Here is a 24,933-nt window from a genome sequence, read left to right as displayed (position 1 = left end):
ATCGGAGATATCCATGGACTTCAAACGCAAGCTTCTCATCGCAGCACTTCCGCTGGCCTTCTGTGTGTCAGGCATGGCCCACGCTGACGTCAAAATCAAGTTCGCCGAGGTTCACCCTGCTGGCTATGCGCCGGTCGTGGCAGAACAGAACATGGGCAAGAAACTCGAAGAACAGTCCAAGGGCGAGATCAGTTTCAAGATGTACGCGGGTGGCGTACTCGGCTCCGAGAAGGAGGTCGTTGAGCAGGTGCAGAGCGGCGCCGTGCAGATGACCCGCGTCAGCCTCGGCATCGTCGGCCCGGTAGTGCCGGACGTCAACGTCTTCAACCTGCCGTTCGTATTCCGTGACCAGGCGCATATGCGCACCATCATCGATGGCGAGATCGGCCAGGAAATTCTCGACAAGATCACCAACTCGCAATTCAACATGGTCGCCCTGGCCTGGATGGATGGCGGCACCCGCAACCTGTACACCAAAAAGCCCGTACGGCAGATTTCCGACCTCAAAGGCATGAAAATCCGTGTCCAGGGCAACCCGGTGTTTATCGAAACCATCAACGACATGGGCGGCAACGGCATCGCCATGGCCACCGGCGAAATCTTCAGCGCGCTGCAGACCGGCGTCATTGACGGTGCGGAAAACAACCCGCCGACGTATTTCCAGCACAACCACTACCAGAACGCCAAGTTCTTCACCATCACCGAACACCTGATCCTGCCCGAGCCCATCGTGATGGCGAAAACCACATGGAACAAGCTCAACCCCGAGCAGCAAGCACTGGTGAAAAAGCTGGCGCGTGAAGCGCAGATGGAGGAGCGAGCGCTGTGGGACAAGTCGTCAGCCGATGCCGAGACCAAGCTCAAGGCCGCAGGCGTGGAATTCATCACGCTGACGCCTGAGCAGAAGAAAGCCTTCTACGACGCGACTCAACCGGTCCGCGACAAATTCGGCGCGCCTTACAAGGATCTGATCAGCCGCATCGAAGCGGTCCAGACCAATCCGGCACTGGCTGCACCCAGTACCCCAGCGGCCCAATAAGCCTGTCCGATTACGCAGCGGGGACGAGCACCAGCTCGTTCGCCGCCGCAGTGGTGAGCCTTATGAAAAATACGCTTTTGCGCATCAACGACACGCTTTATCGGGTCTGCATCGGCATTGCCGGCCTGTCGGTGCTGATCATGACCCTGATCATCCCCTGGGGCATCTTTGCCCGCTACATCCTCGGCAGCGGTTCCAGTTGGCCTGAACCCACCGCCATCCTGCTGATGGTGGTATTTACCTTCTTCGGCGCCGCCGCCAGTTACCGGGCCGGTGCGCACATGGCCGTGTCAATGGCTGTGGAGCGCATGCCGCAGCAGGTGCGCAGAGCCGCCAGCGTGGTGGTGCAGATTCTGATGGGGATCGTGGCCCTGTTCATGATTTTCAAAGGCTTCAAGCTGTGCGCCACCACCTGGAATCAATTCGTCGGCGAACTGCCGTTTCTGCGCGTCGGTATCTCTTATCTGCCGATTCCTCTCGGCGGCCTCGTGACGCTGGTCTTCGTTCTGGAAAGGCTGTTGCTGGGTGACCAGAGTCATCGCGCGGTCATGCATTTCGACGTCGTTGAAGAAAGCGAAGGTGCCGCATAAATGGACGCTTTTATACTGTTGGGCAGCTTTATCGCGCTGATCCTGATTGGCATGCCGGTGGCCTACGCCCTGGGCCTTTCAGCCCTGATCGGCGCCTGGTGGATCGACATCCCGGCCGATGCACTGATGATCCAGATTGCAGGCGGCGTGAACAAATTCTCGCTGTTGGCGATTCCGTTCTTCGTGCTGGCCGGAGCAATCATGGCCGAAGGCGGCATGTCGCGACGTCTGGTCGCGTTTGCCGCAGTGCTGGTGGGCTTCGTGCGCGGCGGCCTGTCGCTGGTCAATATCGTGGCTTCGACCTTCTTCGGCGCGATCTCGGGTTCCTCGGTGGCCGACACGGCCTCGGTGGGTTCGGTGCTGATCCCGGAAATGGAACGCAATGGCTACCCGCGAGACTTCTCGACGGCAGTGACCGTCAGCGGCTCGGTGCAGGCGCTGCTGACCCCCCCCAGCCACAACTCGGTGCTCTATTCGCTGGCGGCAGGCGGCACGGTGTCGATTGCGTCGCTGTTCATGGCCGGGATCCTCCCGGGTCTACTGCTCAGCGCAGTGATGATGGGCCTGTGCATGATCTTCGCGCGCAAGCGCAACTACCCCAAGGGTGAAGTGATCCCGCTGCGCCAGGCACTGAAAATTGCCGGTGAAGCGCTTTGGGGCATGATGGCCATGGTCATTATTCTCGGCGGCATTCTGTCGGGGATTTTCACGGCCACCGAGTCGGCAGCCATTGCCGTGCTCTGGTCGTTCTTCGTTACCATGTTCATCTACCGCGACTACAAATGGCGCGACCTGCCCAAACTGATGCACCGGGCGGCACGCACCATTTCCATCGTGATGATCCTGATCGGTTTTGCCGCCAGCTTCGGTTACATCCTGACGCTGATGGAAATCCCGATGAAGATCACCACCGCGTTCCTGACCCTGTCGGACAACCGCTATGTGATCCTGATGTGCATCAACGTGATGTTGCTGCTGCTCGGTACGGTCATGGACATGGCGCCGCTGATTCTGATCCTGACCCCGATTCTGTTGCCGGTCATCGTCGGCGTTGGTATCGATCCGGTGCACTTCGGCATGATCATGCTGGTCAATCTGGGTATCGGGCTGATTACCCCGCCGGTGGGCGCGGTGCTGTTTGTCGGTGCCGCTGTGGGTAAAGTCACCATCGAAGCGACGGTAAAAGCACTGGTGCCGTTCTATGTTGCGCTGTTCCTGGTGCTGATGCTGGTGACCTATGTTCCTGCCATCTCGTTGTGGCTGCCGAGCGTCGTGCTCTGACGTCTCCAGTTGCAAGGCTGCCGGAGCGCTTGAAAGCGCTCCGGCATGCACCTCTGTTGTCCAGCCAAGGAGGCTGGTTTGCGTATGTCTGCCCCTGCCCTGTTTCCGCGCCACATTGCCGTGCTGATCCTGGCGCTGCTGGCCTGCTCGTTTGCCGGCAACCACATCGCGGCGCGCATTGCCTTCGATCATGACACCGGCCTACTGCTGGCCATTCTCTGTCGCTCCGGCGTGACCTTGCTGGTATTGACCAGTCTGGTGCTCTGGCAGCGCGAAAGGCTCAGTCTGCCCGCCAGCACCTGGCGCTGGCAGCTGCTTCTGGGGCTGCTGATCGCCACGCAGAGCTTTTGCATCTACTCGGCGGTAGCGCGTATTCCGGTGGCCCTGGCCTTGCTGGTGGTCAATGTCTCGCCGATCCTGCTGGCGTTGCTGACCTGGGCATTGGGCGGTGCCCGGCCAACGCGGCGCGCAGCCGGCCTGATGGGCCTGATTCTGTTTGGCCTGACGCTGGCGCTGGATGTGCCACAGCGCCTGTCGAACCCCGGCAGCAGCGAGCCGCGATGGCTGGAGGGTGTCGCCTACGCGTCGACCGCGGCGGTGGTGTTCGCCTTTGCGCTGTGGATTACCGATAACAAACTGGCGGGCATGCGCGGCAGCGTACGCAGCATGCTGACCATGGCCGTGGTGTTTGTCGTCGCAGCCATCGCCGGCAGCAGCGGCGTGCTGCCCGGCGGCGTGGGTCTGCCAAAGAGTTCTGTCGGCTGGACCGCACTGGCCAGTCTGGTGGTTTTGTACGGGCTGGGTTTCTCGCTGCTGTTCATCTGCATGGCACGGCTGGACATCGCCCGCAACGCGCCAGTGATGAACATCGAACCGGTGGCCAGCCTGCTGTTTGGCTGGCTGATTCTCGATCAATTGCTCAGCAGCGGTCAGGTGGTCGGCGGGCTGATCGTCGTCAGCGGCATCGTGCTGCTGACCTGGCGTCGCGCCCAATCGCCTGACTCTCAATCATCCAGAAAGGCTTTGAAGCATGTCCACGAACGTACTGACCCTTGAAGATGGCCTGACCCGTCTGACCCTGGCCCCCGACATCGGCGGCAGTATCGTCAACTGGATCGTCCTGGCCAGTGGGCAACCCCTGCTGCGCCCCAGCGACGAACAGGCTCTGGCGGCCGGGACGCCTCGTCGGCTGGCCTGCTACCCGCTGGCACCGTGGTCGAACCGGATCGGCAACGGCGGTTTCGAGACACCAGACGGCTGGCTGGCCCTGGAGCCGAACAGCGCCAACGACCCGCTGCCGATTCATGGCAGCGCCTGGCAGCAGTCATGGACGGTCATTGAGCACACTTTAGATCAGGTCTTTCTGCAACTAGACAGCCAGACGCCATTCGCCTACCGCGCGCACCTGCGCTACACCCTGCACGACGGCAAACTGAGTATCGAACTGACCACCACTCATCTGGACAGCCGCGCCATGTGGCACGGCCTGGGCTTGCACCCTTACCTGCCACGCACGCCTCACACACGCTTGCAGGCCAAAGCTGCGCAGGTCTGGCTGTGCGACGAGGCAGGTTTGCCGAATGAGTTGCAGGATCTGCCCACCGAATGGGACTTCCAGCACAGCAACAGGCTGCCCGAAGCACGGCTGGACAACGGCTTCACCGGCTGGGACGGCCACAGCGTCATCAGCCAGCTGGACCTGGGCTATGAACTGCACTGCCACGCCACCGGCAGCGAGTACTTTCTGGTGTTCTGCCCTCCGGGACTGAATTTCTTCTGTTTCGAGCCCGTCAGCCACCCGGTGAATGCCCATCATTTGCCTGGGCATCCGGGGTTGAAGCTGTTACGGCAGGGGGAGTCGATGGGGCTAGGGGTCAGTCTGCATCACAAGCCCTTGTAGCAGGCTGTTTCATGCCTTCCCTGGCCATCTGTTATTGGGCAATCACCAGTGTTGAAAGACCCCTGACGCTGGTTACGCCGGTCGTCTTGGCGCAATCGTTGCTCAATGTGGACTCGATATCGCCAAGTACAAATGTACTCATCGCCTTGGCATTCTTGTACCGGCCATCGACGATTTTTCCGACACCCACAATGGTCGTATTCAGATTACCGATATTATTGAGCGTCGCACTGAACTCGTAAGTACTGGTGGCGCCATCGCTCCAGTTGATGACCCATGTAATGGTCGGCGTTTGCAGCAGCAACGACTGACAGGAAAAATTCGCCTGAAAGTTTTGACTGGACGAAGCGCTGACTGCCAGAGGAAATGAAGGAGAAACACAGGGCCCCCAGTTGCTTGTCGTCGATACATTGACCAACTGATCGGTGTTGGTCAGTCCCGGCGACCAGTCGGCAGTGTGAGTCCCTGTCAGACAGGTCGCCAGGTTCGCAACCTGAGCCTGTGATCGCTCAGGCGCAAAAATAAGCCCCATGCAAACGATGATCAACAACAGGGTGGCCAGCGAAGATGAAACGCGTGCAACGCGAGTATCCATGTTTGTCTCCATGACATTGATGACATCCAGAACACAAAGTAATCATTTAACGTTAATGACTCTACTGTCAGAAATGACAGTGGCCAAAGACGGCAAGATCTGGCCCGCGGCCACTGCCATGGCCGGATCTGCAAGTCAAACCGCCACTCATCACATCCTGTGATCCACTCCCCACCCCGTTACGTAACACCTCTGCATAGCGAACCAAACCCACACAATGGTGATCAGAAGGTGGATCATGCGCATAACTGCCAGTCTCAGGACCTTCTGTCACTTGTCCCCCTCTCACAGCGAATCGACAATCACCCGACTTTGGATCGATGAAGTCACCGCCGTGGCCCGCCAGAGGGACCGCGACAGCTTCATGCGCATTTACGATCACTTCGCTCCGCGCCTGTTGCGCTACCTCACCGGGCTGAATGTGCCGGAAGGTCAGGCCGAAGAGTTGGTGCAGGAAGTGCTGCTCAAACTGTGGCACAAGGCTGACTCGTTCGACCCGGCCAAGGCCAGCCTGGGGACATGGTTGTTTCGCATCGCACGCAATCTTTACATCGACAGTGTGCGCAAGGACCGTGGCTGGGTGCAGGTGCAAAACTCGCTGGAACAACTCGAGCGTCTGGAAGCTCCGGTAGATCGAACACTCGATTACAGCCAGCGCCAGGAACAACAACTCAACATCGCCATCCAGAACCTGCCTGCCGATCAGGCCCGAGTGTTGCGAATGTCGTATTTCGAAGCGCTCAGCCACCGGGAGATTTCCGAACGCCTGGGTATGCCGCTCGGCACAGTAAAGTCCTGCCTGCGCCTGGCGTTTCAAAAATTGCGCTCGCGGATAGAGGAATCATGATGGGTCCACAACATCATCCGGACGACGCCACGCTGGTCAGTTATGCCGCAGGGGCGCTGTCGCAGGTCATCTCGTTAGTCACTGCCGCGCACCTGGAGCGCTGTGCCGAGTGCAGGGCGCGGCTTAGGCAGGCCGAGGCGATTGGCGGTGTGTTGATGCAGCAGCACACCAGCAGTGTGGTGCCGCTCAAGGGCAGATCGGCCATGCTGGCGCGGCTTGACGAGCAGCAAGCGGGGCTTTTACCCGCCCTGCACTCGATGCCGGCGGCCAATCAGGACCCGGACCTGATGCCGGTCTGCATGCAGGCGCATTTTGGTCGACACCTGAGCACATTGAAGTGGAAGACCCTGATCCCCGGCGTACAACGAGTACGCGCCGAAGGCATCGAACAGGGCAACCTGATGCTGCTGAAAATCGCCCCCGGCGTGAGCATGCCGGTCCACAGCCACGAAAGCGGCGAGATGACCATGGTCCTCAAGGGCGCGTATTACGACGTGCAGGGGGAGTTCGGACTCAACGATGTGGCCGACCTGGACAGCCATATCCATCACCAGCCCATCGCCTACCCCGACCGGGAATGCATTTGCGTACTGGCCACTGAATCGAAGCTGCGTTTTCACGGGTTGCTGGCGCGGATGATGCAGCCGTTTTTCGGGATTTGAAAAACGGCCGCTGCGCCCGCGGTCAGCGCTGGACGGTGACGCCCAATGAGGCCAGCGCATCCCAGTAGCCCGGGTAGGTCTTGCCGACGCAATCAGGGTCGAGAATGCGGATGCCGGCGATCTTCAGGCCCGCCAGCGCAAAGCACATGGCGATACGATGGTCGGAGTGGGTGTCGATCAAGGCATCGACCGTAGTGCCTGCCAGCGCCGGGTTGGCGTTGACGATCAGATCGTCACCCTCTTCGACCGCCAGGCCAGGTGCGATGGCGCACAGGCCGTGGGACAGTGCCGATATGCGGTCGCACTCCTTGACCCGCAGGTTGGCGATACCGACAAAGCGCACCGGCTGACGATTGAAGGCGGCCAGTACGGCCAGCGTCGGAATCGCGTCCTGCATCTGCGAGCCGTCGATCACGGCCGGCATGCTCGGGAAGCTGGCGATGATCTGGCTGGCCAGCGCATCGGGTTGCGTGAACGCGTCGCTGGCCACGCCCAGGTCGATAGCGCCCTCGGTCAGGGCCTGCGCAGCCCACAGGTAAGTGGCCGCCGAGGCATCCGGCTCGATGTGGAAATCCGTAGCGCGATAACCGGTAGCCGAGACTTTCCAAGCGGCGTCGCCGATGGCCTGAACCTCGGCACCGAACGCGTGCATGGCCGCTAGCGTGAGGTCAAGGTAACCACGCGCACCGATCTCGCTGCCTGTCAGTGCAACTTCCACAGGCCCCTTGCCACAGGCACCGGCCATCAGCAGTGCCGACACGTACTGGCTGGACAGGTTGCCGTCGATTTCGATACGACCGGCCTCAAGACCGCCCTTGCCCTTGATGGCCACCGGCGGGCAACCGCTGGGTGCGCTGACTTCCACGCCCATGCGCTGCAAGGCATCGACCAGCGGCCCGATCGGACGCTTGCGCATGTATTCGTCACCATCCACCACGAAGTCGCCTTCGAAGTTGGCCAGTGCCGCGGTCAGAAAGCGTGTCGCCGTCCCGGCGTTGCCGAGGAACAGCGCCTGCTGCGGCGCCTGCCAATGCCCGCTGCTGGTGACCACGAAGGTGCTGTCATCCGGCTCGTCGACCTGCACGCCCATCAGACGCAGGGCTTCGGACATCACGCGCGTGTCGTCACTCTTCAGCGCGCCGGTCAGGCGGCTGGTGCCTTTGGCCAGCCCGGCCAGCAACAATGCGCGGTTGGTGATCGACTTGGAGCCCGGCGGGCTGACACGCCCGACCAGCGGGCGCTCGACAGGCAAAACAGTGAGGGTGGCTTGAGGTCGCATGATGTCCCTGAGCGTCAGCGGAAAAATCGCGATCCTAGCACGAGCGGGATCAAGCCCGCAGTGCCGGTTTCATTCATCGCCAAGCCCGGGCGCGGCTCAGCTTTTCGCTGAGCCCGACAGTTGCTGCAGCTTGTTGTTGGCCGCCAGCAACTGATTGCGGTTGGCCGCGACGTCGGTAACGTCATAGATCACCAGACACACATGGCTGATCGCCCCGGTGGTCGACCGCAGCGGGAACAGTGTGGTGTTCTGATACATGAACTCCTCCTGCCCGGTGATCGGCTGATAATTCTTGAAACGCACCAGATACGGCCGCTGCTCCCAGATGGTGAACGCCGGCGTGCCGAGGGTCACGACGTTATCGATTTTCTTGCTGAACCACTTCGCGTTGACCTCCGGAAAAATCTCGAAAAAGGTCTTGTCGACTGCCACGTAGGGCACCACACCCGAGCGGTTTTCCATGAAGGTATTCCAGACCGTCACGCGGTAGTTCAGGTCCAGCACCACGATGCCTACGTCAATGTTCTGCGTAACGGCCAGCAACCAATGAAGCTCGTTGATTTCAATAGCGTTGCTCATGGGTCAGCTCATCATGTAGGCAAGTTTTTTGGTAAGCAGCTCGACCGAATCTTCGGTGAACAGCATCAGCAGATCGAAATGCAGATTGTGGCCTTCCACGCTGTAACTGATTTCGACCGCCAGGGTCTTTTTCCAGCGCTGTTGATTGATGCGGATAAGCTCGTCGATGCCGCCCTGTGCACCCAGCAACTGGGGATGGCCCTGCGAAAAGGCAATGTCGATCTGTTCGGCAATGCCGCTCAGGCAGGCGCCGATCAGGATCGTGGACAGATCGAGCAGCATCTCCATGTCGGAACTGTCCGAGTGATCGCCGCCCATCAGTTGCGAAATTCCGGAGATTTCCGAATCATGAAAAATCAGCAGCGCTTCACCAGAGATACCGCCACCGATGTAGCCCTGACACACCGCGGTCAGACGCTGGTCGCTGTGAGCGTCGGCCAGCGCCATGTGCAACTCGCCAACTTCAAGCATGTTGACGTTGGGCACCGGCAGTTGCACGAACACGCCCAGCACTTTGGCCAACAACGCCGCTGCACGGCCCATGGCGACGTTGATGGTTTCGCGGAAGGCATCCTGAAAGCTGATCACCCCGCCCTTGTTGTTGAGGGCCGGCAGTGCAACCGGTGACGCGGCAGGCTTGCCCAGCAGGCCAAGGCGCTCCAGTGTGCTTTTGAGTTCGTCCGGGTCGGCGGGTTTTTTCAAAAACGCCAGCGCGCCCAGCTCCATGACCCGACGAACGGCCTCGTCCTGCACGTCGCCCGACACCACAATCACCTTGGCGTCGAGGTTTTCGGCACGAATCGCCGTCAGCGTCTGGTAACCGTCCATCACCGGCATGGTCAGGTCGAGCAGGACCACCTGGCCCTGACCTTTACGAATCGCTTCCAGGCCTTCCTGCCCCTGGGTGGCCAGCGTGACCGACACATCCCAGTCTTCAGGTAGCGCGCGCAACAGCTGCTTTCGCGCCATGTTCGAGTCATCGCATATCAATAGCGCAAGCGTGGACATCGTGTGGTTCTCACTGCAGGAAAATCAGGCTGACCACGGCGGACAGCACATATTCGTTAGACGGCACCATCGGAAGCGACTGACATCGAGCCTATAACGCGAGATCAGCAACATTCAAACTAAACCTATAGCCTAAGTCGGTGATTTTTGAAGTTTCTGTAGTTTTATTCGCAATTAGTTGCTGCGAATCACTATCACTACGTCTGAAACGTGCCTATTATCAATTGATAGATTCAATTGCAATCACTCGATAGACAGGTGTGCCATGTCTTTGCCCATAAGCGACTACCATCCGGCCCTGCCCCGGCAGGACGATTTCTGGCAACACCTGGGTATCCCCGCACGAGGCGCGCGGCTGTACTCGGCGCTGCATGACGGCTTGCCGTATGAAGTCTTCGAACGTCTGGCGCATTACACCGACCTGAACCGCTCGACCCTGGCCGAGCATCTGGGCATAGCGCCGGCAACCTTGCAGCGACGCCTGAAGGTGCGCCGCTTCAACGCCGAAGAAAGCGATCGGCTGTTCCGCCTGGCAGCGGTGTACAAGGCGGCACTGGACCTGTTCGAAAACGACGCCGAAGCGACTCGCCTCTGGCTGGCCAACCCGGTCTACGGGCTGGGCAATCGCAGGCCACTGGAAATGCTCGCGACCTCGGCAGAGGCTCAGGCAGTGCTCGACCTGATCGGCCGCCTGGAACACGGGGTCGTGGCGTGATAGCGGTCTATCGACTGGTCAAGCGCAAATGGCTGGCACAGGCATTCGATGGCGAGGGCGCCAAGCTCTACGGCGGACGCTGGAACAGCAAGGGCAACGCCTGCGTGTACTGCGCGGGCAGCGAGTCACTGGCGCTGCTGGAAGTGCTGGTGCACCTGAACAACGCCACTGTGGCTCAGCACTACACGATGCTTGAGCTGCAGATTGCCGAGGAGCACGTCCTCAATGCGCGCCCGGACACCCTGCCCCGCGACTGGCGTGAAGAACCCGCGCCACCGGCAACCGCCTCGTTCGGCGAAGACTGGCTGGCCTCCGCTCAGAGCCTGGCACTGGCGGTGCCCAGCGTGATCATCCCGCGCGAGTCCAACTACCTGCTCAACGTCCAGCACCCGGAGTTCAGGGCGGTAGTGGCAACGGCCAAAGAACTGGAGTTTGTGGTCGATCCGCGTTTGGGGTGAACTGGCCGAACGGTTAGCTCGGTTATGGGGGGCTCTTGCTGTCCCATGGGTTCAAAGCAACGTACGCCGCGACCAATGCATTCAGCACCAGAAGTAACGCCTTAACACTGCGATGGATTACAAAACCGGCAACACTACGTGCGGCCGCTGACCAGTCCTACACCAGCATGCGTTTCAATTGCGTGCCTGAAAGCCTGAACAAAAAAACAACTACCTATACCTATGTACCGCACTTCGTGACTATTAATACTAGCTAATATCAAGGAGATATTATTCGGCGATTTAAACCTTAAGGATAAGCACATGCCGCAAAACGTCATTACTCTTCCACCCACAATCGTAACACCTGGCCAGCCGTTGCCCAGGCCATTAGGCCCGCTATCGGGAGCCGGAGTAATCGCCAGACCGCTGCGATGGGACGGCAGTATTCCTGCAAACCATGAGATGGATGCATTCTTCAGTAAAAGGGGTATAAGAAACGAACAGTACACGATATCCATTATCGTGACGGCCTCTTCAACACAGCAAAATATCCATCAGTCTTACATAGACTTTTTGCCCCTCCTTCCGGCTGACGTTGACGCGGAAATTTCTGCCGGTGTAGGAGATTACCCCTTCTCTGAGTTAGAAAAGTCTACGATTGAAAAAAACGTGGTGGACAGCCTGATTTCACAGCGCGCTGCTGAGTTAGCCAAAAGCAAAGAAGGCGCTCATGCTTTCTTTGGCAGGCATGCATTGGCGGTAGATATTAAAAAAAACGCTGTGGATTTTTTAAATATCTTTCAAACAAGAAGAGACCTGGGCTCTCCCCTTGACGTTTATAAAAGCTGGGAAGCCTCAGTTACAGCAGCCTACAGAGCAAAAATTCTTGAAGAGAAAATCAGGATTCTCACAGAGAGGTCTGTATCACTGAGCCATACTATTGCTGCAGCGCAGGCCAGGGAGGACGCACGTATCGCGGCAGAAACCGAGTCGACGAGGCTTGCCGTTGAAGCTGCAGAGCACGCTCGACTTGCTGCCGAAACCGCTGAACAAGCCCGAGTTGCAGCGGAGGCTGAAGCCAAGCGAGTAGCGGATGAGCAGGCTCTTCTTGCTGCCGAAGCAGAAGCTCGCCGAGTAGCTGCCGAAGCGGCTGAACAAGCTCGTATGGAGGCAGAGACGCAGGCCCAGCGTGACGCTGACGAGCACGCGCGCGTGACGGCAGAAGCTCAAGCGCTAGAAGCGGGCAAGACGCTCAGGCTCCCGGAAGCTGGTACACCGCAGTTGGGTGCAGTTGCAGGAGTCATTTCCGTTACGGCAGGATCCGGTCTCTTTCTGGACGCTACCATTCAAGCCGCTATCGAACTATTAACTGCTCTCGCAGGCACGGCTGTCAGCTCTACCACAGCCGTAGGCATCGGCACGTTGCTGTACTCCCCTTCGCTTGGCAATGGAGAGTTACCGGAAAGAATGCTGGACCTTCCGGCCAGAGTTCTGATGCCTGATCTGTCCGACGCCTTGAATGACGTGGCGGCAACGGGTGGAACGGTCGATATGCCCTATAGAATTTACGGCGATCAGTCGAAGTATTCAGTCGTGGCAACACAAGCCGAAGGCGGATTTTCTCCCAAGGTGCCTGTGAGGGCTCTGATACTGGACCCAGTGGCTAACGCCTACACCTTTACCACTTCGGACACCCCGCCCATCACCTTGACGTATCCAATCGCAGCACCTGGAAACAGCTCAACGACGACGGTGGCGCAACCAGTCGAAACTCCGGCGTACGCTGGAATTACACTGGAGCCTATCGAGGTGAAGGCCGAACCTTTACCCGGCACCAGTCAGATGGACATTCGGGATGCCATTTATGTTTACCCGCTAAATTCGGGTCTGCCTCCGGTCTATGTGGTGTTCAACAGCCCCTATGAAGGGGCAACAACCAAAGGAGAGCATAGCGGTCGAATGTACGATCCTGAAAAAGCGGGCGGCCCCACCCAGAACCTCGACTGGACAACCGCCTCAGTCACTCAGGACGGCATTGATCTCGTTAAGCTGCACACAAGCCGATTCGGCTCATCAGATGCAAATACTATAATGATCAATCGTCTGGAAAAAATTTTGCGCGGCGAGTTAGCCGTGACGGATACTGATAAAAGATTTTACACCCACGAGCTCAGGGAATTATAACGTTACAGGGCACTGGGGGTGGCTGATGGCGTGCAAGGTAACGTATGGAATAACGCTCATACGGCAGCCCTTGAGGATTATAGAATTAACGAAAATCGTGATTTTCTTTACACCGAAGCGGCTCTATCGGCTGGAGACAAACAAGATCATGCAGACGCATTGAGAGGCCAATAAAATGACCAATATCAAAGACATTATCATTAATGAAACCGTGGCAGATGTATTGGCAGTCTTTGCTCTAAATTTGTCCCAACCACGAATAGACAGACTCTACACCGCTTATAAATTTGAGGCTCTCCAGTCCGGTGAGCTCTGGGGCACTTATACCAGACTTTTTCGTGAAGGCATTCTGGCTTTAGATGAAAAAGGTCGCACGGCTAAAGGCCCCCACTGGAAGGAACCCGCTTTCATCGCTGAGAAAAAATATACTGTTGAATAAACACCACCCTGCCTAAAGAGCGCCCGGCTTCGGCCGGGTGTTCTTCCATCTAAAGTTCGATATTCGTAACAGCAGCTCTAACAGGGTATGCCCGACGTTTATTTTACAGGTATATCTAACTTTTCGATCGCCACATAAGGCGTCTGCAGATCCCGTTCGGGGATTTCCCATATGAGCAGTTTGGGCGGCGTCTGGCGGAAGGCCGGGTTGTCGAAGTAGACGTTGGCAGCGCCCGAGAACTCGCCGCCGTCCCTGGCGAAGTTGCCAATCGGGGCGCCGAGTTCGCGCTGTAGAAACCCGACAAAACCCGAATTACGCGAGAACGACGTGCCGATCAGCGCGACGTTGGGCAGGTTACTGTCGCCGAACAGGTCGTCCAGGTTGTCGCTGCCAGTCGCTGATTCGCTGGCAAGCTCGGTGATCTGCGTGGCGGCTACGCTTTGCGGCGCAGGTTGTAATGACGACGGCAACCAGTCGAGTCCGGCGAGGCGCACCAGATCGCCGGGGCGTTCGGCAATGGGTAACGTCTGAATCTGGAATTGACGCTGCGGAGTGGCCTGAATGCCGGCTTTTTGCACTTGCAAGCCGATGGCTCTGGCGGCGCTGTTGGCGCCACTCTCGCTCCAGTGCGTATCAGTACGCAGGTAAGCTGTTTCGCCCAGCGGTTGCAGGGTTGCGGTCAGGTCCAGAGCATCGACGCCAGCCGCTTGCAAATCATGCGTCCATTGCTCGACACGCGCCTGCAATACGTCAGGCCGGTAGAGACCGCACAATCGGGTTGCGGCAATGCGGCTTTTGTCCGGCACCACGGCGACCAACAATTCGATACCGCGTTTTTTGAGGCTGCGCTGCACAGCGATCACCGCCTGGGCTTTGCGCTGCGCATTGGCCTGTGCGTCGCGGTTGAGCCTGAACTCATCGGTCAGGAACAACCAACCCGGACACCCCTGGCGCACACGCGGGCCGGTGTCGTGGAACAGCAGCCAGCTCGCACCGCGCTCGATATTGGCCGCATGCTGGCTCAGAAAGCTCCCGGACAGTTGTTTCGCCAGTTGGTGAGTCACTTCGCCGTGCAGCGCTGCGTCGAGGGTCAGCGGCCTGGGTAGCAGCTCGACCTTGCCGCTGACCAGCAACATGCCCGAGGCCAGCAAGCCAACGCCGAGGAACAGCGCCAGGGTAATGCCCGCCACACCACAGGTGCGCACGGCCAGTTCACTGGGTGGAGGCGGTACAGCAGACGGAGTAGTCATGGGCACCGGCCTCAGAACTGGAAGTACAGAAACGGAACCGTTTCGCGGCTGGCAATCAGCGCGAACGACAGCAGAAATCCGGCCACCGGCCACAGCGCGGCGCCATAGACGAATAGCGTCCGGTTGCCAAAACGCTGCTCACAGCGAGCCTGCAGCAACGGCGCGAGCACGCAGGCCACGCCCAACAAGGCGGCCATGCCGTGTGCCGGGCGCAGGGTCACGGCCAGCGCATCGCCCAGGCCCAGGCCGTGCAGGCCGAACTGCCCGGCATACATGTTCATCGCGGTGGCAAAGTCCGGGGCGCGAAACAGCGTCCACGCCAGGCACACAAACAGCAACGTCAGCAGGTGCGCCAGCGGCCTTGGAACAGCAGGCAGATTCGAGCGCGACCAGGCGCGATCGACGCACAACGCCACGCCATGCGCCGCGCCCCAGAGCAGGTAATTCCAGCTGTCACCGCCGTGCCACAGACCGGCGATAGCCATGGTCAGGAACAGGTTGCGGTAGGTGTTCCAGACGCCGTGCCGATTACCGCCCAGCGCGATGTACAGGTAGTCGCGCAGCCAACTGGACAGCGACAGGTGCCAGCGTCGCCAGAAGTCCTGAATACTGCGGGCCAGATAAGGCCGGTTGAAGTTTTCCGGAAAGTGAAAGCCGAGCATCAGTCCCAGGCCGATGGCCATGGCGCTGTAACCGGCGAAATCGAAGAACAGTTGCAGCGAATACGCCAGGCAGCCAAGCCACGCATCGATCAGCGACGGGGCCGGCAGGTGAAAGGCCACATCGACCAGCGGCGACAGGGTATCGGCCACCAGCACCTTCATGCTCATGCCGATCATGAAGCGCCGCGCGCCCAGGGCGAAGTTCTGCCGGGTGAAGTAACGCTGCACCAGTTCACGGCGCACCCAGTCGTAGCGAATGATCGGCCCGGCGATGGAGTGGCCGAACATCGAAATGTAGGTCGCATAATTGATGAAGCTGCGCTCGACCGGCACGGTATGCCGGTGTACGTCCACCAGATAGGAAATCGCCTGCAGGACGATGAACGACAGCCCGGCCGGCAGCGCCACCCGCTGCCAATCGAGCGGCATCGCGCCATACCAGGTGATCAGCGCATTCCAGGTGCCGGCGACGATGTTGGCGTACTTGTACCAACACAGCACGGCGGTGTTGAACACGATCAACGCCACCAACAGCCGCACTCGCCCTTTCGAGCCTTGCCGCGCCCGGTCGACCAGCAGACCGCCGACCCAGGCCACCACGGTCAGCAGCATGTGCAGCGCCAGAAACAACGGGCTCAGCCAGCCGTAGAACAACCAGCTGCCGATCAACAGCACGACATTGCGCCACGCCGCAGGGCTCGCCGTGTAGGCCAGCAGAAAAGCGGGCAGGAACACCATCAGAAACTCGAGCGAGGCAAATACCATGACGACGAAAGAGCCTGATCAGTTGGACAATGTGTCCGTGGCCGACAACAGACGCGGGCCTGTGGCGGACGGCACCAGCAGCACGCTGTAGCGCTCGCCGGCCTTGAGCTCGCCCAGGTCCAGCGGCGCGCCGACAGTGGCGTTGGCGCAGACCAGTTGCACGGAAAGGCTGACCGGGTTGATCGAACGGCGTTGCAGGGTGCCCGTGGCAACCGACTTGAACAGGTCGGCGCTGCGACCGGCAGGACGCAGGCTCGCCTCACTGCACCCGGCATCCAGGCTGAAGAACGCCAGCGAGGCTTTCAAACCGTTGAAGTCATCGGGCTGTTCACGGACAGTCACCGGCTGGAGGCTACCGTCGGACTGTGCGGTGAGTACGACGGTGGCGAACTCGCCGGGCTCGACGCTGACGTCCATCGGCAGTTTTTTATCGCCGCTGACCAGTGTGCCCTTTATCGAACTGCTGGCCTGCACCGGGAAAAATAGTGAAACCGGTTTTGCGCTGTCCAGTTGCAGCGGCGCCTGGCCTTCACGAGCGATCACTTGCAGCGGCGCGGTGGCCGCATTGACGAAGCGAATGAACGCCGAATCCTGCGCAGGGCCGGTGGGATACAGGGCGATGTCGGCCGCCTGCGCTTGCACGCCCAGCAATACGGCAACCGCACTGGCGGCGATCAGGCGCAAGGCGATCATTGTCTGGCTCCTGCTGCGCTGACACTGCTGACCGGTAGTTTGCCCAGTGCATCACCGATCGCAGTGCCCCAGGATTTGTAACCGGCCACGGTAAAGTGCTGGCCGTCGGTGGTAATCCACTGGCCTGGCTTGGAAAAACTCAGCGAGTCGATATAGGTGCAGGGTGCCACGTTGCTGGCCAGGAACTGCGACATCAACTGGGTCCGTGCGTCGTTCTTCTGGTACATGCCGCCCGCCTTGCCCCACGCCGGGCCGACCCATGCGCATTTGGTGCCGGTGGCGGCAATGGCCTTGGTCAGGCCGGTTACGCTCTGCCACGCCCAGGCTTTGGGAAACGAAGGCTTGTCATACGAAGCCATGGTGTCACCGATCACGATGACCACCAGGTCGGGCTTGTCGGCAGCGATCAGTTCGCCAATCGGCGTAGTAGTCGCGTCACGACCCTTGATGACGATCTTGCCGTTGCCTTTCTGTTCGGCACCGCAATCGACCTTCTTGCTGATCAGCCAGTCACCGGCACTGGCCCCGCAGGCGCCAATCGAATGCACGATCGCACCCTGACGGGTCAGGTTGTCATGCAGCGGCTCCATCAGGTGGTCGGCCAGACTCATGTGGCTTTCTCCCAGGACCAGAAGGGTCATACCGGCAAGAACGGAAGGCATCGAATTTCTCCAGAAATCAGTTGGAATAAGGTGAACGGTAAGGGCTGACCGGCAGCTCCATGGGGCCAGTCATGTCCTCGAACATGTAGCGCAGGTAAAGCGCTCCGCTGAACTGGCGATAGTCGCGGGCATTGTCCAGGCCCAGGTTGGCGCCCAGGAACAGGCTGGAATCGAGCTTGTATTCACCCGCCGCGCTCAGGTTGTAGCCCACACCGGTCTTGCTCTGCCCTGAGTAACGCTGGCCGGAAGCGGCTTGCAGAGTGCTGTCGTCGGGGAAGAATGCGGCGCCATCCTGCTTGAAGTGCTGCACGCCGACCGAACTCTTGACCTGATAGCTGAAGCGCTCGGTGCGCTGCGCCCACATCACCGGCACGCCGATGGCGTAGAAGTTCTGCGGACTGAAATAGCCACCATGACCGTAAGTGAAGTAACTCTGGTCGTTGGCGTAACTCATGCCCATCAGACTCAGGCCCGCGGTCAGCTTGCTGTCCTCGGTATTGCGCAAGTACCAGTAGACACCACCACCGACTTCGCCACGGGTGTTGGATTTGACGTTGGTGCCGACCAGCTTGTGCCAGGAACCGTAGCCATAGCCGCCAATGGTCTGATCGTCATAGCTGATCTGCCCGCGGCCGCCGTTGGCGGTCACCCCGCCCCAGGACAGACCGCTGCGCTCGTCGGTGGAACCGGCAAACGAAGTCACGCTGTCTGTCACCGGACGCCGTGACACGTTGAGGCCGTAACGCAGATCAGGGTTATTGCCCAACGGCCGGTCGACGCTCACGCCGCCTGCGACCGTGCTGTATTTGAAACCCACGGGGGTGGTGCCGATATCAGCCTTGAGGCCCTCTTCGGGGCGTTCGAAGGCGACCGCCAGACCGACGCCCTTGTCGCTCTGCGAACCTGCTGCGCCGGCCGTTCCACCGCCAAAACGAGCGCCCGCATCGGATTTCACACTGCCGGCATTCAGCGACACTGGCGTGACGCGCACGGCCACGCGGTTATCGCCGGCCGGCACGTTGATCTCCAGCGGCGTCTCGACCACAGTGAGCTTGCTCAGGCCGGACTCGCTGTTATTGCTGCGCACGGCGAGGCCCTGACTGACGAAGCCGCTGCGCTGTTCGAGAATACGATTGAGCGCCTGCTGTGCGCTGCTGGCCTGATCGCGGTCGCCAGCAGCCAGAAACGGATTGCCACGCACGCTTTGCGCACGTCCGGCTGACAACGGTTGCTGCGCAGCGCTCTGGCCGGGGTAGGCCGTTTCACGCGTGGCCGGCAAGCTCGTCGCCGCCCCGCCGCTGAGCGACACCTGTGCCGGTGCCGGGATGGCAGACGCTGCGGCCACGCTGCGTGAACCGCCCGCCGCGAACGGATTGGACGACGTCACACCCGACCCGCCCTGCGTAGCCATCAGACGCTGTTTTTCGCTTTGTTCGATGGCCACAGCCTTGCGCAGCAACTCGGTGGCCGCGCCGGTCTGGCCCATGCTCTGGTAGATGCGCGCGGCCTCGGTGAGGGTCTGCGGGTCGTTGCGCTGCAACGCGCGGAACTGGCTCAAGGCCTTTTCGGCAAAGGCATAATCATGAGCCTTCACGGCCGCGTCAGCAGCCCCCAGGAGTACTTGCGGATCGTTGGGCTTACGCTGCAACAACGGCTTGTAGAGTTCGAAGGCCTTGGCGCTGTCACCGTTGGCGGTGTACATCCGGGCGAAGGCCGACACCGCCTGAATGTCGTCCGGACGCTGGGCCAGGGCCGGGGCCAACGTGTCATACGCGCCAGCCAGATCGCCGCCCTCACGCAGCAAATCGGCCTGACGAATGCGGTAGCGATACAGCAAGTCATCGAAGCGTTTACGGGTCTGCACACCCATGGGCTGGCCCTGCACTGTGCGCAGGATCGCATTGACCTGCACGTCATCCCCCGCCGCGAGCAACAGGCTGGCGTATTGCAGCAGCAGATCAGGTGACTGCGCAGGTGCCTGAGCGATGGCTGCGCGGGCCATTTCCCGGCCACGCTCCGGCTCGCCGGCGTCGATGTAGGCACTGGCCAGCGTGAGCTGACGCTCCGGGCTGCCGCTGGCGACCGGTTGCAGGCGATCGAGCAGCGCCAGCGCTTCCTGACGCTGACCGCGCCGGGCGATACCGATGGCCAGGTTGATCTGCACGGTCATGTTGACTTCGTCGGCAAGCGCCTTCATGTCCGGGGTGCGCTGGTCGACAGGAATGCGCGCAAAGGTAGCCTGCGCGTCCTGCCACTGGCCCATTTCCACCGACAGCAACGCACTGGTGTAGAGCGCGTCGATATCGTTGGGCCGAGACTTGAGCAACTCGTCGATCAGCACGCGGGCCTTGGGCGCCTCGTCAGTCTTGAGGTACAGACGCGCCAGGTCGAAACGCGTCCAGACACTGTCTGGATCATTTTTTACCGCATCCTTCAGGGCCGCCTGAGCGGCACGCAGATCGCCACGTTGCTCGGCCAGCCGTGCCGTCTGCGTGGCGCGCAAGGCCTTGAAGCGACCGCTTTCGCCCAGCGCTGCCTGTTCGGCAGGCGACAGGGTATCGAGCAGGCGCAGCGCTTCATCGGCCTGGCCGCTTTGCGCCAATACGTTGATCAGCCCGCGCACGGCTTGCGGATTGCCGCGCTGGGTCGCCAGCACTTGACGATAGCCCGCCTGGGCCGCGTCGAGTTGACCGGCCTGGGCCTGCAAATCGGCCTGAGTCAAACGTACATCGATACTGCTGGGGTTCTGCCGCTGCACCTGAGCCAGCAACTCTTGAGCCTTGCCGGTCTGCCCCTTGGCCTGCAGGTCGCGGGCCTGTTGCAAGGATTTCCAGAGCTGAACACTCTCGAGGGCGCTTTTCCAGCGTGTGCCACCAGGCTGGCGAGTCGCGCGGGTCAGCAACTGCTCCGCTTCGGCCAGTCGATTCTGTTGCTGGCGGACCACGCCCAGCCCACCCAGCGCATCGGCATCGTCGGCCTTGATTTTCAGTCGCGCGGCAAATGCTTGTTCAGCAGCGGCATGATCATTTTGCTCCAGCGCCTTCAGCCCACGCGCCACCAGCGGATCCTGCTGCCAGCCTGAGGCGCCGCCACCGGCGTGCTGCTGACGTCCCTTGTTGAGTTGATCACGAATGTCCTGATCATCGGGATGGACCTTGAGGAACGCCTCGAACAGCGGCACTTGCGCCGCCGTAGGCGGACCGATCCAGACCAGCGCCATGCGCCAGCTCTGATCGGCGTCCCCGGCGATGTCCGTGTGCGTACTCAGGCGCGCCAGCGCAGCGATCCCTTCGGCCCGGGTGTCTTCGCGGCGGGCCAGATGCTTGGCGAAAAACAACGCCAGAATCGAGTCGTCCGGATTCTGCCGGATCAGGCGTTCGAAGCCTTTGCGCGCTTCAGGCCAGTCCGCGCTGTTGAACCCCAGGTTGGTGTAGTACTCGCGCCCGATCGTGCCCTCGGGCAAACGGCCGTTGAACAGTTGGCGAAAGACCCCGGTCGCCTTGTCGCGCTCACCGGCATCGGCGAGGCGTCGGGCCTCATCCAGCAAGGCCTGATTCTGCGGCTGAGCGAGGGCGATGTCCTGCTCCAGTTGCACCGACTGCCACGGCACTGGCGACAGGGCCTGCAGACGAGCCAGGTAAGTCTGCGCCTGCTGCGGCTTGTTCTGTTTGACGCCGATCAGCCCCATGCCATACAACGCGTCGATCTGATTGGGGTCGATCTGCAGCACCTTCTGCCAGACCTCGGCAGCCCGCACCGGGTTCGAGCGAGCCTGCCAGTACTGGCCCTGCTCGATCAACTGCGCCTCGGCGGTGGCGGCCTGAGCCTGAGAAACGCTGGCTGCGATCGCGGCAACCAACCCGATGACTAACGTGTGGCGGCGCGCGGGCATGACGTCTCCCAGGATAATTTGAGGGTTCCGTCTTCACGGAACTGATAGCGTTTTTCGACCCAGCCCAAGGCAAACAGGCTGAGCATGAGGTTGTAATAGGCCGGTTCAGTGCGGTCTTTCGGGTCACGGGCCAGCGCCTGGCTGACCCCGGCTTCGACCCTGCGCTGTTGCTGCTCGGCCAGCCAGGTCTGACCCTTGGCGTGGAAGTACGGCAATAGCGCAGCCGAATAACCGAAAGGCCCCTGCCCCTCGCGTGTACCGCTGACCACCTGGACCTTTTCCGGCGGCGTACCGCTCGAGGCAGTGCTGCTCGACATCCCGTCGAGACGGGCCAGCAGGCGTGCTGCCAACGGATCGGACGCAGGTGTCATGCCCACCCAGAGGTAAACGCGAATCGCGTCATAGCTGCCCAGTTCGCCTGTGCTCGGATCGACCACGAACAGACCGCTTTTCGGGGAGGTCCCGCGGTAGCCAACCCAATCGGCGATAAAGCCCTTGGGGCTCGATGCTTCGATCAGCTTCGCGGTGTTGTCGGCAATTTCCTTCCATGGGCCGCCGGGTGCTTCTTTCGCCAGGCGCCGTAGCAGCGGAATGGGCAGGTAGCTGGCGTTCAAGCGCCATAGATGGTCGGGCTGCGCGAAACCTTCGGGGCCGGGCAGGAGCATTTTGCCGAGCCCCGGCAGATTGACCACCAGCCGCGACTCCACGTTCTTGAGCAAGGCCAGCGCATCGTCTCGATAAGCCGGGTGCTGCCAGACGCGCGCCGCTTCGAGCAGCGCGTAGATGATCCACAGGTCGGCATCGGACGCGGAGTTGGCGTCCTGAAGCGTCCAGTTGCCATCCTCGCCCTGCCCCCACAACCAGCCCGGCAGACGCGTTTTGACATCAGCCCCCATCATGTTCGCGGCGGTCCACGTCCACAGCGCGTCGAAGCGCGCGCGGTCATTGGCCACCAGCGCAAAGAGCATGCCGTAGGACTGACCTTCGGAGGTGCTGTGGTTGACCTTCAGGCTCGACTCCAGCATTCGGCCGTCGGCCTGCACATAGCGCGTGGCATAGTCCTGCCAGAACGGCCAGGCCACAGCATCGCACGCGCTGTTCGCCAACACCGGCGTCAGGGTCGCCGACGCCAGCAGGCCGACCAGCCAGCCCGAGGCGCGGCGCAGTTTCAGTGCACGGAGCGGCATGGCTTATTCCTGCTCCAGACGGCGCTTGGCGAGCGAGCGCAGGGTCAGGTAGGCAACTCCGGTCACCAGCACCACACCCACGGCAACCACCAGCAGCAGCCACAGCACGTTGCGCGACATCAGCCACTGCACGTATTTGATCGGCCCAAGGTCACCGACGTAGTACTTCTGCTCGGCAACCAGCGCCTCGACCGAATCGCCGCGTACCACTACCAGGCTGCCCTGTACCTTGTCGCTGCTGCTCAGCGCACGGGCAACGTCGCTCATGCCGCCGGGCTGACCGCTGGAGATCAACACGACACTGCGCCCCTTGTGCAGCGGCGATTCGAAACCGGTCAGGAAGGTGCTGCGCGCGTCACTGGAAAACGCCATGGCCACCCGCGCCCGACGCTGGTTTTCATCCGGGTCCGGGCTCATCCAGTCGCGCAGACGGAAGGCCAGATCGGAAAGCTCGAAGCCCTGTTGCTGAGCATTGCCGGAAATCGGCAAACGGTCGGCCCACTGTTTGAGCAACGGCTGATCGCTGCCCGAGGACATGACCAGAATGTCCTTGTCGGCGGCACTGGCGATCTGTGCAGCGTGAATAACCGACACACCGGTCGCCGGGTAACCGGTCGATTCGCCGAAACGGCCCAATACGCTCAAGTAAGCGCTGACATCTTCAGTACTCGGCTGATCGGCCAGCACCACAGCGGTCTGCGACAGGTCCGCCAGGCGTGTGAACGGAAACCCGGAATCCTTGAACACACCCAGGTTCGGCATGGCCATGAAGTGGTCGTAACCGCTGAAATCCAGCGTCGATTCCGGATCGATGCTGCCGCGCATGTTATCGATGATGATGTCGCCACATTCGCCCTGCTTGAGGTAATCGAACATGTAGCGCAGTTGCAGGCGCGATTGCAGGGCCACGGAGTTGAGCGGCAGGTACACATGCGCTTCACGGCTGATCGTGTCATCGCCGCCCGTCAGTCGCGAGACGATCGAGTTGTTCAGGTTCTCGATCGACGGCAGCGGCTCGGCCTTGATCAGCGTGTCGTTGAGGCTGACCATGATCGACGAATTGTTCGAGCGTTCCTGCGGTGTGTAGCGGTATTTGAGGTTCAACGGCACGCCGTCTTCACGCCAGCTGAACAGGTCTGGCGGCAGGTTCAACGGCACGGTGATGTCACCCGGGTCGTAACCGGAGACGTTGAGTTTGTTGGCAGGCATCAGCTCGCCCAGTTTGATCGGCCGATCACTGGGCAGCCAGTTCGGCGCGTCGTACGGTTTGCGCGGCGCGAGCAGGTCGACACGCTCGATCAATGCGCTGCTGCCGACCAGACTCTGACCGCCGACCACCAGCGCATTGACCGCCCGCTTGAGTTCCGCCGAATCACGCCCGGTGATCACCAACAGCTTGCTGTTCGGGTCGTTGGGATGGGTCACCATCGTCAGGGTCGGGCCTTTCGGCGCAGGCATCGTCAGCGCGCCGAGCTGCAATGGACCATCGCCCTTGAGCAATACCAGTGCGTTGCCCTTGGCCGGCAGCTCATTGAAGTGCGCCGGGAAGCTGGCCATGCGCGAGCGGGTCTTGGCCGCGCCAATCCATGAAGCCAGCGCGCCTGCCGCTTCGAGCGTCGCGTTATCGGGTGCCGCGCCCATCACCACGGGCAGATTCACGTCACGGTCATCGCGGCGGTCGAAGAACGGCAGCGGCAGAATCGCCAGGTCGTTGGGCAGCGCGAATGGCGTGACACGGATGTCCAGACGGGTGTCATTGTTGATCCGTGCCCAGAGGCTGGAATGCTTCGGGTCTTCGCAGCTCATCGTGTAATGGCCGATGAACTGCAGGCTCAGGCGGTTGAACTCGGTGATCATCTGCGGCGGAATCTCGATCACCTGCGTCTGCGGCTTGCCGGCACCTTCCTTGGGCAACGGAAGGGTCGCGGCCACTTCGTCGTTGATCATGACGTTGATCTGCGACAGGTCCGCCAGCAACGCCGGCGAATAGCTGTAGCTCAGCGACAGGCTTGCGCCGGTCACCACCTGATCGGCACGCACATTGAAGTTGACGCTGTCGGTGGCTTCCACACCGCGCAGGTTCATCGGGTAATTGCGCCCCAGTTGTTGCAGCGTCACGCTGTAACCCTCGTTGGCACCCGTCGTTTCAGCAGCGCTTGCCCACATCCCGGTGGAGAGCACGGACAACGCACAAGCCAACAGGGCCCATGAGCGGCGAACGGCGAAGCGTTCGGCACCGAGAAAATACCGTTTAGTCATGACTA

Annotated in this window: 21 protein-coding genes and 1 pseudogene; 11 read left to right on the top strand and 11 right to left on the bottom strand. The window is 60.7% G+C overall.

The features are described 5' to 3' along the window. The first annotated feature begins 13 nt into the window (after nt 1-13). The 5 genes from AO388_RS09205 to AO388_RS09185 all read left to right on the top strand — a co-directional run bounded on the left by AO388_RS09205 (nt 14) and on the right by AO388_RS09185 (nt 4,810). Nucleotides 14-1,039, top strand: coding sequence for a TRAP transporter substrate-binding protein (locus AO388_RS09205; protein ID WP_003433751.1), 1,026 nt, complete (start codon nt 14-16; stop codon nt 1,037-1,039). A gap of 62 nt (nt 1,040-1,101) precedes the next feature. Continuing rightward, on the top strand, nt 1,102-1,629 hold the full coding sequence (locus AO388_RS09200; protein WP_003365702.1) for a TRAP transporter small permease: 528 nt from the start codon (nt 1,102-1,104) through the stop codon (nt 1,627-1,629). Further along, nucleotides 1,630-2,910, top strand: coding sequence for a TRAP transporter large permease (locus tag AO388_RS09195; protein ID WP_003433753.1), 1,281 nt, complete (start codon nt 1,630-1,632; stop codon nt 2,908-2,910). An 84-nt stretch (nt 2,911-2,994) separates the two neighbouring features. Continuing rightward, nucleotides 2,995-3,966 (top strand): EamA family transporter, encoded by a 972-nt coding sequence (locus AO388_RS09190; RefSeq protein WP_054080628.1) that lies wholly within the window; start codon nt 2,995-2,997, stop codon nt 3,964-3,966. Continuing rightward, on the top strand, nt 3,941-4,810 hold the full coding sequence (locus tag AO388_RS09185) for an aldose 1-epimerase (RefSeq protein WP_058416335.1): 870 nt from the start codon (nt 3,941-3,943) through the stop codon (nt 4,808-4,810). Before AO388_RS09190 ends, AO388_RS09185 begins: the two co-directional genes overlap by 26 nt. 31 nt (nt 4,811-4,841) lie before the next feature. On the opposite strand, the gene AO388_RS09180 is transcribed toward AO388_RS09185, so the two are convergent. Next, a complete protein-coding gene (locus AO388_RS09180; protein ID WP_003365706.1) occupies nt 4,842-5,405 on the bottom strand; it encodes a hypothetical protein in 564 nt (187 codons plus the stop codon). A 334-nt stretch (nt 5,406-5,739) separates the two neighbouring features. Between AO388_RS09180 and AO388_RS09175 the strand changes: the two genes are divergently transcribed. Both AO388_RS09175 and AO388_RS09170 read left to right on the top strand, forming a co-directional pair. Beyond that, nucleotides 5,740-6,252 (top strand): sigma-70 family RNA polymerase sigma factor, encoded by a 513-nt coding sequence (locus tag AO388_RS09175; RefSeq protein ID WP_003345995.1) that lies wholly within the window; start codon nt 5,740-5,742, stop codon nt 6,250-6,252. Next, complete coding sequence (locus AO388_RS09170; RefSeq protein WP_058396851.1) at nt 6,252-6,914, top strand: ChrR family anti-sigma-E factor; 663 nt, start codon at nt 6,252-6,254, stop codon at nt 6,912-6,914. The genes AO388_RS09175 and AO388_RS09170 overlap by 1 nt, the downstream gene beginning before the upstream one ends. A gap of 22 nt (nt 6,915-6,936) precedes the next feature. On the opposite strand, the gene aroA is transcribed toward AO388_RS09170, so the two are convergent. The 3 genes from aroA to AO388_RS09155 form a co-directional block, all read right to left on the bottom strand. Continuing rightward, nucleotides 6,937-8,193 carry a 3-phosphoshikimate 1-carboxyvinyltransferase gene (gene aroA, locus AO388_RS09165; RefSeq protein ID WP_058416334.1) on the bottom strand — a complete coding sequence of 419 codons (1,257 nt, stop codon included), beginning with the start codon at nt 8,191-8,193 and terminating at the stop codon, nt 6,937-6,939. Between the two features lie 96 nt (nt 8,194-8,289). After that, nucleotides 8,290-8,772: a PAS domain-containing protein gene (locus tag AO388_RS09160; protein ID WP_003365711.1), complete on the bottom strand. Its 483-nt coding sequence runs from the start codon at nt 8,770-8,772 to the stop codon at nt 8,290-8,292. A gap of 3 nt (nt 8,773-8,775) precedes the next feature. After that, a complete protein-coding gene (locus tag AO388_RS09155) occupies nt 8,776-9,780 on the bottom strand; it encodes a response regulator (RefSeq protein ID WP_003433765.1) in 1,005 nt (334 codons plus the stop codon). Between the two features lie 265 nt (nt 9,781-10,045). Here AO388_RS09155 and AO388_RS09150 point away from each other — a divergent pair, with 265 nt between their 5' ends. The 4 genes and pseudogenes from AO388_RS09150 (at nt 10,046) to AO388_RS09135 (ending at nt 13,558) form a co-directional block, all read left to right on the top strand. Then, entirely contained in the window at nt 10,046-10,495 is a 450-nt protein-coding gene (locus AO388_RS09150; protein ID WP_003408523.1) for a DUF2384 domain-containing protein, read from the top strand. Beyond that, the gene (locus AO388_RS09145; protein ID WP_058416333.1) at nt 10,492-10,953 is read left to right on the top strand and encodes an RES family NAD+ phosphorylase; all 462 of its coding nucleotides are present in this window, start codon (nt 10,492-10,494) and stop codon (nt 10,951-10,953) included. Before AO388_RS09150 ends, AO388_RS09145 begins: the two co-directional genes overlap by 4 nt. A gap of 303 nt (nt 10,954-11,256) precedes the next feature. Continuing rightward, nucleotides 11,257-13,293 (top strand): annotated as a pseudogene (locus tag AO388_RS09140) (S-type pyocin domain-containing protein). A 1-nt stretch (nt 13,294) separates the two neighbouring features. Continuing rightward, nucleotides 13,295-13,558 carry a hypothetical protein gene (locus AO388_RS09135; RefSeq protein WP_003433769.1) on the top strand — a complete coding sequence of 88 codons (264 nt, stop codon included), beginning with the start codon at nt 13,295-13,297 and terminating at the stop codon, nt 13,556-13,558. A 98-nt stretch (nt 13,559-13,656) separates the two neighbouring features. On the opposite strand, the gene AO388_RS09130 is transcribed toward AO388_RS09135, so the two are convergent. Genes AO388_RS09130 through bcsB form a run of 7 tightly spaced genes read right to left on the bottom strand, consistent with a single transcriptional unit; the run spans nt 13,657 to nt 24,928 of the window. Then, entirely contained in the window at nt 13,657-14,808 is a 1,152-nt protein-coding gene (locus tag AO388_RS09130) for an alginate O-acetyltransferase AlgX-related protein (protein ID WP_032609520.1), read from the bottom strand. 11 nt (nt 14,809-14,819) lie between these two features. After that, on the bottom strand, nt 14,820-16,235 hold the full coding sequence (locus AO388_RS09125) for an MBOAT family O-acyltransferase (protein WP_058416332.1): 1,416 nt from the start codon (nt 16,233-16,235) through the stop codon (nt 14,820-14,822). Nucleotides 16,236-16,253: 18 nt separating this feature from the next. Beyond that, nucleotides 16,254-16,928: an alginate O-acetyltransferase AlgF gene (locus AO388_RS09120; protein ID WP_058396856.1), complete on the bottom strand. Its 675-nt coding sequence runs from the start codon at nt 16,926-16,928 to the stop codon at nt 16,254-16,256. Then, a complete protein-coding gene (locus AO388_RS09115) occupies nt 16,925-17,590 on the bottom strand; it encodes an SGNH/GDSL hydrolase family protein (protein ID WP_003433776.1) in 666 nt (221 codons plus the stop codon). The genes AO388_RS09120 and AO388_RS09115 overlap by 4 nt, the downstream gene beginning before the upstream one ends. Before the next feature lie 16 nt (nt 17,591-17,606). Further along, nucleotides 17,607-21,482, bottom strand: coding sequence for a cellulose biosynthesis protein BcsC (locus AO388_RS09110; protein WP_058416331.1), 3,876 nt, complete (start codon nt 21,480-21,482; stop codon nt 17,607-17,609). Continuing rightward, complete coding sequence (gene bcsZ, locus AO388_RS09105) at nt 21,458-22,669, bottom strand: cellulose synthase complex periplasmic endoglucanase BcsZ (RefSeq protein ID WP_058416330.1); 1,212 nt, start codon at nt 22,667-22,669, stop codon at nt 21,458-21,460. The genes AO388_RS09110 and bcsZ overlap by 25 nt, the downstream gene beginning before the upstream one ends. A 3-nt stretch (nt 22,670-22,672) precedes the next feature. After that, the gene (bcsB, locus tag AO388_RS09100) at nt 22,673-24,928 is read right to left on the bottom strand and encodes a cellulose biosynthesis cyclic di-GMP-binding regulatory protein BcsB (protein ID WP_002556134.1); all 2,256 of its coding nucleotides are present in this window, start codon (nt 24,926-24,928) and stop codon (nt 22,673-22,675) included. Between the last annotated feature and the right edge of the window lie 5 nt (nt 24,929-24,933).

It is taken from the genome of Pseudomonas sp. ICMP 10191 (assembly GCF_001467335.1).
GTDB lineage: Bacteria > Pseudomonadota > Gammaproteobacteria > Pseudomonadales > Pseudomonadaceae > Aquipseudomonas > Aquipseudomonas cerasi.
The sequence above is the reverse complement of the archived record's forward strand: the minus strand, read 5'-3'. Positions and strand labels throughout refer to the sequence as shown.

What these genes read in the sequence shown, in the direction of transcription:
- AO388_RS09205 (WP_003433751.1), top strand. Translation starts at nt 14, where the DNA reads ATGGACTTCAAACGCAAGCTTCTCATCGCAGCACTTCCGCTGGCCTTC.
- AO388_RS09200 (WP_003365702.1), top strand. Translation starts at nt 1,102, where the DNA reads ATGAAAAATACGCTTTTGCGCATCAACGACACGCTTTATCGGGTCTGC.
- AO388_RS09195 (WP_003433753.1), top strand. Translation starts at nt 1,630, where the DNA reads ATGGACGCTTTTATACTGTTGGGCAGCTTTATCGCGCTGATCCTGATT.
- AO388_RS09190 (WP_054080628.1), top strand. Translation starts at nt 2,995, where the DNA reads ATGTCTGCCCCTGCCCTGTTTCCGCGCCACATTGCCGTGCTGATCCTG.
- AO388_RS09185 (WP_058416335.1), top strand. Translation starts at nt 3,941, where the DNA reads ATGTCCACGAACGTACTGACCCTTGAAGATGGCCTGACCCGTCTGACC.
- AO388_RS09180 (WP_003365706.1), bottom strand. Translation starts at nt 5,405, where the DNA reads ATGGATACTCGCGTTGCACGCGTTTCATCTTCGCTGGCCACCCTGTTG.
- AO388_RS09170 (WP_058396851.1), top strand. Translation starts at nt 6,252, where the DNA reads ATGGGTCCACAACATCATCCGGACGACGCCACGCTGGTCAGTTATGCC.
- aroA (WP_058416334.1), bottom strand. Translation starts at nt 8,193, where the DNA reads ATGCGACCTCAAGCCACCCTCACTGTTTTGCCTGTCGAGCGCCCGCTG.
- AO388_RS09160 (WP_003365711.1), bottom strand. Translation starts at nt 8,772, where the DNA reads ATGAGCAACGCTATTGAAATCAACGAGCTTCATTGGTTGCTGGCCGTT.
- AO388_RS09155 (WP_003433765.1), bottom strand. Translation starts at nt 9,780, where the DNA reads ATGTCCACGCTTGCGCTATTGATATGCGATGACTCGAACATGGCGCGA.
- AO388_RS09150 (WP_003408523.1), top strand. Translation starts at nt 10,046, where the DNA reads ATGTCTTTGCCCATAAGCGACTACCATCCGGCCCTGCCCCGGCAGGAC.
- AO388_RS09135 (WP_003433769.1), top strand. Translation starts at nt 13,295, where the DNA reads ATGACCAATATCAAAGACATTATCATTAATGAAACCGTGGCAGATGTA.
- AO388_RS09130 (WP_032609520.1), bottom strand. Translation starts at nt 14,808, where the DNA reads ATGACTACTCCGTCTGCTGTACCGCCTCCACCCAGTGAACTGGCCGTG.
- AO388_RS09125 (WP_058416332.1), bottom strand. Translation starts at nt 16,235, where the DNA reads ATGGTATTTGCCTCGCTCGAGTTTCTGATGGTGTTCCTGCCCGCTTTT.
- AO388_RS09120 (WP_058396856.1), bottom strand. Translation starts at nt 16,928, where the DNA reads ATGATCGCCTTGCGCCTGATCGCCGCCAGTGCGGTTGCCGTATTGCTG.
- AO388_RS09115 (WP_003433776.1), bottom strand. Translation starts at nt 17,590, where the DNA reads ATGCCTTCCGTTCTTGCCGGTATGACCCTTCTGGTCCTGGGAGAAAGC.
- AO388_RS09110 (WP_058416331.1), bottom strand. Translation starts at nt 21,482, where the DNA reads ATGCCCGCGCGCCGCCACACGTTAGTCATCGGGTTGGTTGCCGCGATC.
- bcsZ (WP_058416330.1), bottom strand. Translation starts at nt 22,669, where the DNA reads ATGCCGCTCCGTGCACTGAAACTGCGCCGCGCCTCGGGCTGGCTGGTC.
- bcsB (WP_002556134.1), bottom strand. Translation starts at nt 24,928, where the DNA reads ATGACTAAACGGTATTTTCTCGGTGCCGAACGCTTCGCCGTTCGCCGC.